At 70.8% G+C, this 5,702-nt stretch carries 6 protein-coding genes; 2 read left to right on the top strand and 4 right to left on the bottom strand.

The window, feature by feature from the left end; translation table 11 throughout:
* Window positions 1–168: 168 nt before the first annotated feature.
* Together AADR41_RS40860 and AADR41_RS40855 are read left to right on the top strand one after the other, a co-directional pair.
* Complete coding sequence (locus AADR41_RS40860; protein ID WP_342287425.1) at window positions 169–831, top strand: NUDIX hydrolase; 663 nt, start codon at window positions 169–171, stop codon at window positions 829–831.
* Between the two features lie 90 nt (window positions 832–921).
* Window positions 922–2,127 carry a MarP family serine protease gene (locus AADR41_RS40855; RefSeq protein ID WP_124719556.1) on the top strand — a complete coding sequence of 402 codons (1,206 nt, stop codon included), beginning with the start codon at window positions 922–924 and terminating at the stop codon, window positions 2,125–2,127.
* A 196-nt stretch (window positions 2,128–2,323) separates the two neighbouring features.
* On the opposite strand, the gene AADR41_RS40850 is transcribed toward AADR41_RS40855, so the two are convergent.
* The 4 genes from AADR41_RS40850 to nhaA all read right to left on the bottom strand — a co-directional run.
* Window positions 2,324–2,527 (bottom strand): hypothetical protein, encoded by a 204-nt coding sequence (locus AADR41_RS40850; protein WP_124719555.1) that lies wholly within the window; start codon window positions 2,525–2,527, stop codon window positions 2,324–2,326.
* 106 nt (window positions 2,528–2,633) lie between these two features.
* Window positions 2,634–3,734 carry an alpha/beta fold hydrolase gene (locus tag AADR41_RS40845; RefSeq protein WP_342287424.1) on the bottom strand — a complete coding sequence of 367 codons (1,101 nt, stop codon included), beginning with the start codon at window positions 3,732–3,734 and terminating at the stop codon, window positions 2,634–2,636.
* Window positions 3,731–4,264, bottom strand: coding sequence for a phage holin family protein (locus tag AADR41_RS40840; protein ID WP_342287422.1), 534 nt, complete (start codon window positions 4,262–4,264; stop codon window positions 3,731–3,733). Before AADR41_RS40840 ends, AADR41_RS40845 begins: the two co-directional genes overlap by 4 nt.
* A 47-nt stretch (window positions 4,265–4,311) precedes the next feature.
* On the bottom strand, window positions 4,312–5,702 hold a 1,391-nt coding region (nhaA, locus tag AADR41_RS40835; protein WP_342287421.1), incomplete at its 5' end, for a Na+/H+ antiporter NhaA.

The raw sequence follows: 5,702 nt of genomic DNA, 5'->3' as shown, positions 1-5,702 counted from the left end.
GTCACCGCCCGGTCCGCAGCCGCAGGACCCACCGCGCCCGTCACGGGCGACTCGGCAGCGGGAAACAGGGCAGCAGGAAGCAGTGCAACGGCAGGCCCTGCGGCGGTCAGCCCCGCGGCGGCGGTCGCGGCGGCCGCGGCCACGACCGCCGGCGACGAGGACGCCGCGATCGCCGTCACGACCGAGGGGCTGCCCGTCTGGCTCGACCCCGTGGCCAGTGCCGCGCGGACCATCGAGCCCGACCAGCTCAGCCGCTTCCTGCCGCCGGAGAGCGGCGCCGGGCGGCAGTCCGCCGTGCTCGTGCTGTTCGGCGAGGGTGAGCGCGGCCCCGAGCTGCTCCTCATGGAGCGATCCGGAAGCCTGCGTTCCCACGCCGGACAGCCCTCCTTCCCCGGTGGCTCCCTGGATCCGGAGGACGGCGACCAGGCGACGACGGGGCCGCTCAGGGCCGCGCTGCGGGAGGCCAGGGAAGAGACCGGTCTCGATCCGCGCGGGGTCCAGCTCTTCGGTGTGCTGCCCCGGCTCTACATCCCCGTGAGCGGCTTCGTCGTGACACCGGTCCTCGGCTGGTGGCGCTCGCCGAGCCCGGTCGGCGTCGTCGATCCGGGTGAGACGGCCCGGGTCTTCACCGTCCCCGTGGCGGATCTCACGGATCCGGCCAACCGCGCGACCGCGGTCCACCCGAGCGGTCACCGGGGTCCGGCATTTCTGGTCGAATCCGCCCTGGTCTGGGGTTTCACCGCCGGGGTGATCGACCGGATTCTGCACTTCGCCGGCTGGGAGCGCCCCTGGGACAGGGCCAAGCAGGTGCCGCTCGACTGGCGCGCATGACAGTCTGACTCCCGTGCTGCGCTGTCCGGCCCCGCCCGGAGCCAGCCGAAGGAGAACGGGCCCGGTGACGAATCTGCGAGGCTATAGACGGTGAACGTGCTGGACATCCTGCTGCTGGCCGGCGCCGTGTGGTTCGCGGTCATCGGCTACCGACAGGGGTTCGTCGTCGGCATCCTGTCGGTGATCGGGTTCCTGGGCGGCGGCCTCGTCGCCGTCTATCTGCTGCCGATCCTGTGGGACCAGCTGACGGACGGCTCCGAGGTCTCGTCGACGGCTGCCGTCGTCGCCGTCGTCATCGTGATCGTCTGTGCCTCGGTGGGCCAGGCATTCACCACCCACCTGGGCAACAAGCTCCGCCGGTACATCACCTGGTCGCCCGCGCGCGCCCTCGACGCCACCGGTGGCGCCCTGGTCAACGTCGTCGCGATGCTGCTGGTCGCCTGGCTGATCGGCTCCGCGCTGGCCGGCACCACGCTGCCGACGCTGGGCAAGGAGGTCCGCAGCTCCTCGGTCCTGCTCGGCATCTCCCGGGTGATGCCGACGCAGGCCTCCACCTGGTTCACGGACTTCTCGTCGGTCCTCGCCCAGAACGGCTTCCCGCAGGTCTTCAGCCCGTTCGCCAACGAGCCGATCACCGAGGTCAAGGCCCCGGACCCGGCGCTGGTCGGCAGCCCCGTCGCGGCCCGCGCCAAGAAGTCCATCGTCAAGGTCGTCGGCACGGCCCCGGGCTGCGGCAAGGTCCTCGAAGGCACCGGCTTCGTCTTCTCCGACCGCCGGGTGATGACCAACGCGCACGTCGTCGGAGGCGTCGACGAGCCGACCGTCCAGATCGGCGGCCAGGGCCGGGTGTACGACGCGAAGGTCGTCCTGTACGACTGGCGGCGCGACATCGCCGTGCTCGACGTACCGGACCTCGACGCGAAGCCGCTGCGGTTCGCCGGCCCCGACAGCGACGCCCGGACGGGGAACAGTGCCATCGTCGCGGGGTTCCCGGAGAACGGCTCGTACGACGTACGGGCGGCGCGGGTCCGGGGCCGTATCAACGCGGGCGGACCGGACATCTACCACCGGGGCACCGTCCACCGCGATGTGTACTCGCTCTACGCGACGGTCCGTCAGGGCAACTCCGGCGGACCGCTGCTGACCCCGGCGGGTGAGGTGTACGGCGTCGTGTTCGCCAAGTCGCTCGACGACCCCGACACCGGGTACGCGCTGACGGCCGACGAGATCCGCCAGGACATCGCACGCGGCCGCGCTGCCAACCAGCAGGTCGACAGCCAGGTGTGCGCGCTCTGAGCGCCTGCTGAGGTCCGCCGGGCGCCTGCGGTGTGCCCGCTGAGCGCCGGGTCCGGGTCCGGGTCCGGGTCCGGGTCCGGGTCAGAGCATGGCCCGGGTGCGGCACGGCCGTCGAGGCGCGGCCCGTCGAGACCGGGCGAAGTGCGGTGAAGTCCCGCCCGGCCGGTGAGCGTTCACCGGCCGACCGGGGCGGACATCATCCGCGTGGATGGCGCAGCCGCGCCGAGACCCAGCGGGCCCTGCGGCGCAGAATGCGCGGAATACCGAGCTGGGGATCGTGCAGAACCTGCATATCGTGCACCCGGCCCTGGGGGCCGCCCCCCTCATGAGTGCTCGGACTCGCCGTGGCGGTCGAGCGGCGGTTGCGTGCTGCGTCACCGAAGTCGTGCGTCCAGCCCATACCGGGACGTCTGCCCGTGCCTCATGGTCGGTAACCGCCCATCCGTCAGCCAATTGGCCTATGCGCCGGGCAATTGGCCGTTCGACGGACAACTGTGCCTCTGCGGCTACCGGTCGGGCTCCGGATCCTTGAGCCAGTTGATGAGTTCGGCCGAGAACCCGTCCGGGTCCTCCTCGTGGGGGAAGTGTCCCAGACCGTCGAAAAGTCGCCAACGGTAGGGAGCTTCGACATACTCGCCGGACCCCGCCGCGCTTCGGGTGCGGATCGCCGGATCGAGTGAACCGTGCAGATGCAGAGTCGGTACCCGCACGGGCAGTTTCATCCGCCGGTTGAACTGGATGCCGTCCGGACGGGCGAGGGACCGCACCATCCAGCGGTACGGCTCGATCGAGCAGTGCGCCGTCGACGGGATGCACATCGCGCGCCGGTAGACGTCCACCGTCGCGTCGTCGGGGAACTCCGGGGTCCGGGGGCCCGCCCATTCGTGGATCAGCCGGCCGACCAACGCCGCGTCGTCCGCGACGAGCTGACGTTCCGGAACCCACGGACGCTGGAAGCCCCAGATGTACGAGCCGGCCCGGGACTGCGCGAAGTCGGAGAGCATCGACGAACGCCAGCGGCGCGGATGCGGCATTGAGGAGACCACGAGGCGGCGCACCAGCTTCGGACGCATCACCGCGGCGGTCCAGGCGAGGTAGCCGCCCATGTCATGGCCGACCAGGGCCGCGTCCGGTTCGCCGAGCGAGCGGATCACGCCGGTGATGTCGAGCGCCAGGTTGGCGGGGTCGTAACCCCGGGGCGTACGGTCGCTGCCGCCGACCCCGCGCAGGTCCATCGCCACGGCCCGGAAGCCGGCGTCGGCCAGCGCGGTGAGCTGGTGGCGCCAGGTCCACCAGAACTGCGGGAAGCCGTGCAGCAGCAGCACCAGCGGCCCCTCGCCGAGCTCGGCGATGTGGAAACGGGCGCCGTTGGCCGCCACGTCCCGGTGGGTCCACGGCCCGTCGATCCGCACGGGCCCACCGGAGGCCGCCGGGACGGGTGCGCCGGTCGAGCCGGCCGGCCCCGTCGAGTCGGGTGAGTCGGGTGGGTTCGCAGGGCCTGTGGTGCTGCCCGAGCCTGCCCGGTCGCCCCTGTCCGCAGGGGTTGCCTGATTTTTCGGGCCTACGGGGCCTACCGGGCCGAATGCGCTGGAATCGGGGACCGTCATGTGGACGAGCGTGCCACAGAGGAGCCCTTGTCCTGGACCGGAGCCTTCTCGATGGCCTTGCCCGTCAGCGTGCTGCCGGAGGCAGCCGGAAGGCTCGTTCCCGCCGGGACGGCGGGCCGCGGGTGCGGCTTGACGCCCTGCAGCACGGCGGCCGTCTGCTTGGCCGACGCGATGGACTTCTCCGGCGGCTTGACCTTCTTGAACTTGAGCCGGCCGATCAGCCCCAGCAGGACCGCCAGGAGGAAGAACCCGCCGGCCACGATCAGGAACGACCACGCCAGGCCCATCCCCAGGTTGTGGATTCCGTAGGCGGCCGCGAAGCTCAGCATCGGCATCATGAACAGAAGCAGTGCGCCCGCGGCGATGAACGCCCCACTGCCGATCGCCCCGCGCTTGACGTCCTGCCGGACCTCGGCCTTGGCCAGGGCGATCTCGTCGTGCACCAGTGCGGACATCTCCGCCGTCGCCGAGGCCACCAGCTGCCCGAGACTGCGGTCGGCGCTGCCCGCGTTGTTGCCGGGGTCGCTCATCCCTGACTCCCTCTCCAGTCCTGCTGCTGAACACATCTGCTGTCAGATCATGCCGGACTGTCCGGCTCGTTGCTCGCCGCCCCCGCCAGTTGGGCAAGGCGGCGATGCTCGGCCGCCTTCTTCTCGTGGATCGCGGCCATCCGCAGGTGGTACGCCGGGTCGCCCTGTTCGTAGATGTCGGGCACCCCGTCCTGGTCCTCGTCGAGCTCCTCCGCCTCGTGCAGCTCCCGGTGTCTGCGTACCCGCAGTTTGAGCAGTACACCGGAGAACACGGCGGCCGTCAGGGAACCGATCAGCACGGCGGCCTTGATCTCGTTGATCGTTACCTCGTCGCCGGCGAAGGCCAGCTCGCCGATGAGCAGCGAGACGGTGAAACCGATGCCGGCGAGTGAGGCGACCGCGAAGACATCGGCCCAGGCCAGCTCCTTGTTCAGCTCCGCCTTGGTGAACCGGGTGGCCAGCCATGTACCGCCGAAGATGCCCACGGTCTTGCCGACGACGAGGCCCAGGACGACACCGAGCGTCTCGGGCCGGGTGAAGACGTCCGCCAGCGCGTCGCCGCTGAGGGAGACCCCGGCCGAGAAGAGGGCGAACAGCGGCACGGCGAGACCGGCCGACAGCGGACGGATCAGGTGCTCGATGTGCTCGCCGGGCGAGTGGTTCTCGCCCTCCCGCCGGGTGCAGCGGAGCATCAGGCCCATGGCGACACCGGCGATCGTGGCGTGGATTCCGCTGTTGTACATCAGGCCCCAGACGACCAGGGCGAGCGGGATGTAGATGTACCAGCCGCGCACGTTCCTGCGCAGCAGCAGATAGAAGACGGCCAGGCCGATGAAGGCGCCGAGCAGCGCCATGAAGTTGATCTGCTCGGTGAAGAAGACCGCGATGATCAGGATCGCGAAGAGGTCGTCGACCACGGCGAGGGTCAGCAGGAAGGCGCGCAGCGCGTTCGGCAGCGAGGTGCCGATGACCGCGAGGACGGCGAGCGCGAAGGCGATGTCGGTGGCGGTGGGGACGGCCCAGCCGCCCGTCGAACCTCCGCCGACCACGTTCACCAGCGTGTAGACGACGGCCGGAACCGCCATTCCGCACAGCGCGGCGACGACCGGTAGGGCGGCCGCCCTGGGGTCGCGCAGTTCCCCCGCGACCAGTTCCCGCTTGAGTTCGACTCCCGCGACGAAGAAGAAGATCGCGAGCAGCCCGTCGGCCGCCCAGTGCGCCACGGAGAGGTTGAGGCCCAGTGACTCGGGGCCGAAGTGGAAGTCGCTGACGGACGTGTAGCTCGAACCGAAGGTGTTCGCCCACACCAGGGCGACTATCGCGGCGACCAGCAGGATCATGCCGCCGACGGTCTCGGTGCGCAGCGCCTCCGCGAGGTAGTTCCGCTCGGGGAGGGAGATCCGTCCGAGCAGGGTGCGGCGGGGCGAAGGGGGTGCGG

Origin of the sequence: Streptomyces sp. CLV115, from assembly GCF_038448545.1 — a bacterium.
Lineage (GTDB): Bacteria > Actinomycetota > Actinomycetes > Streptomycetales > Streptomycetaceae > Streptomyces > Streptomyces sanglieri.
The sequence above is the reverse complement of the archived record's forward strand: the minus strand, read 5'-3'. Positions and strand labels throughout refer to the sequence as shown.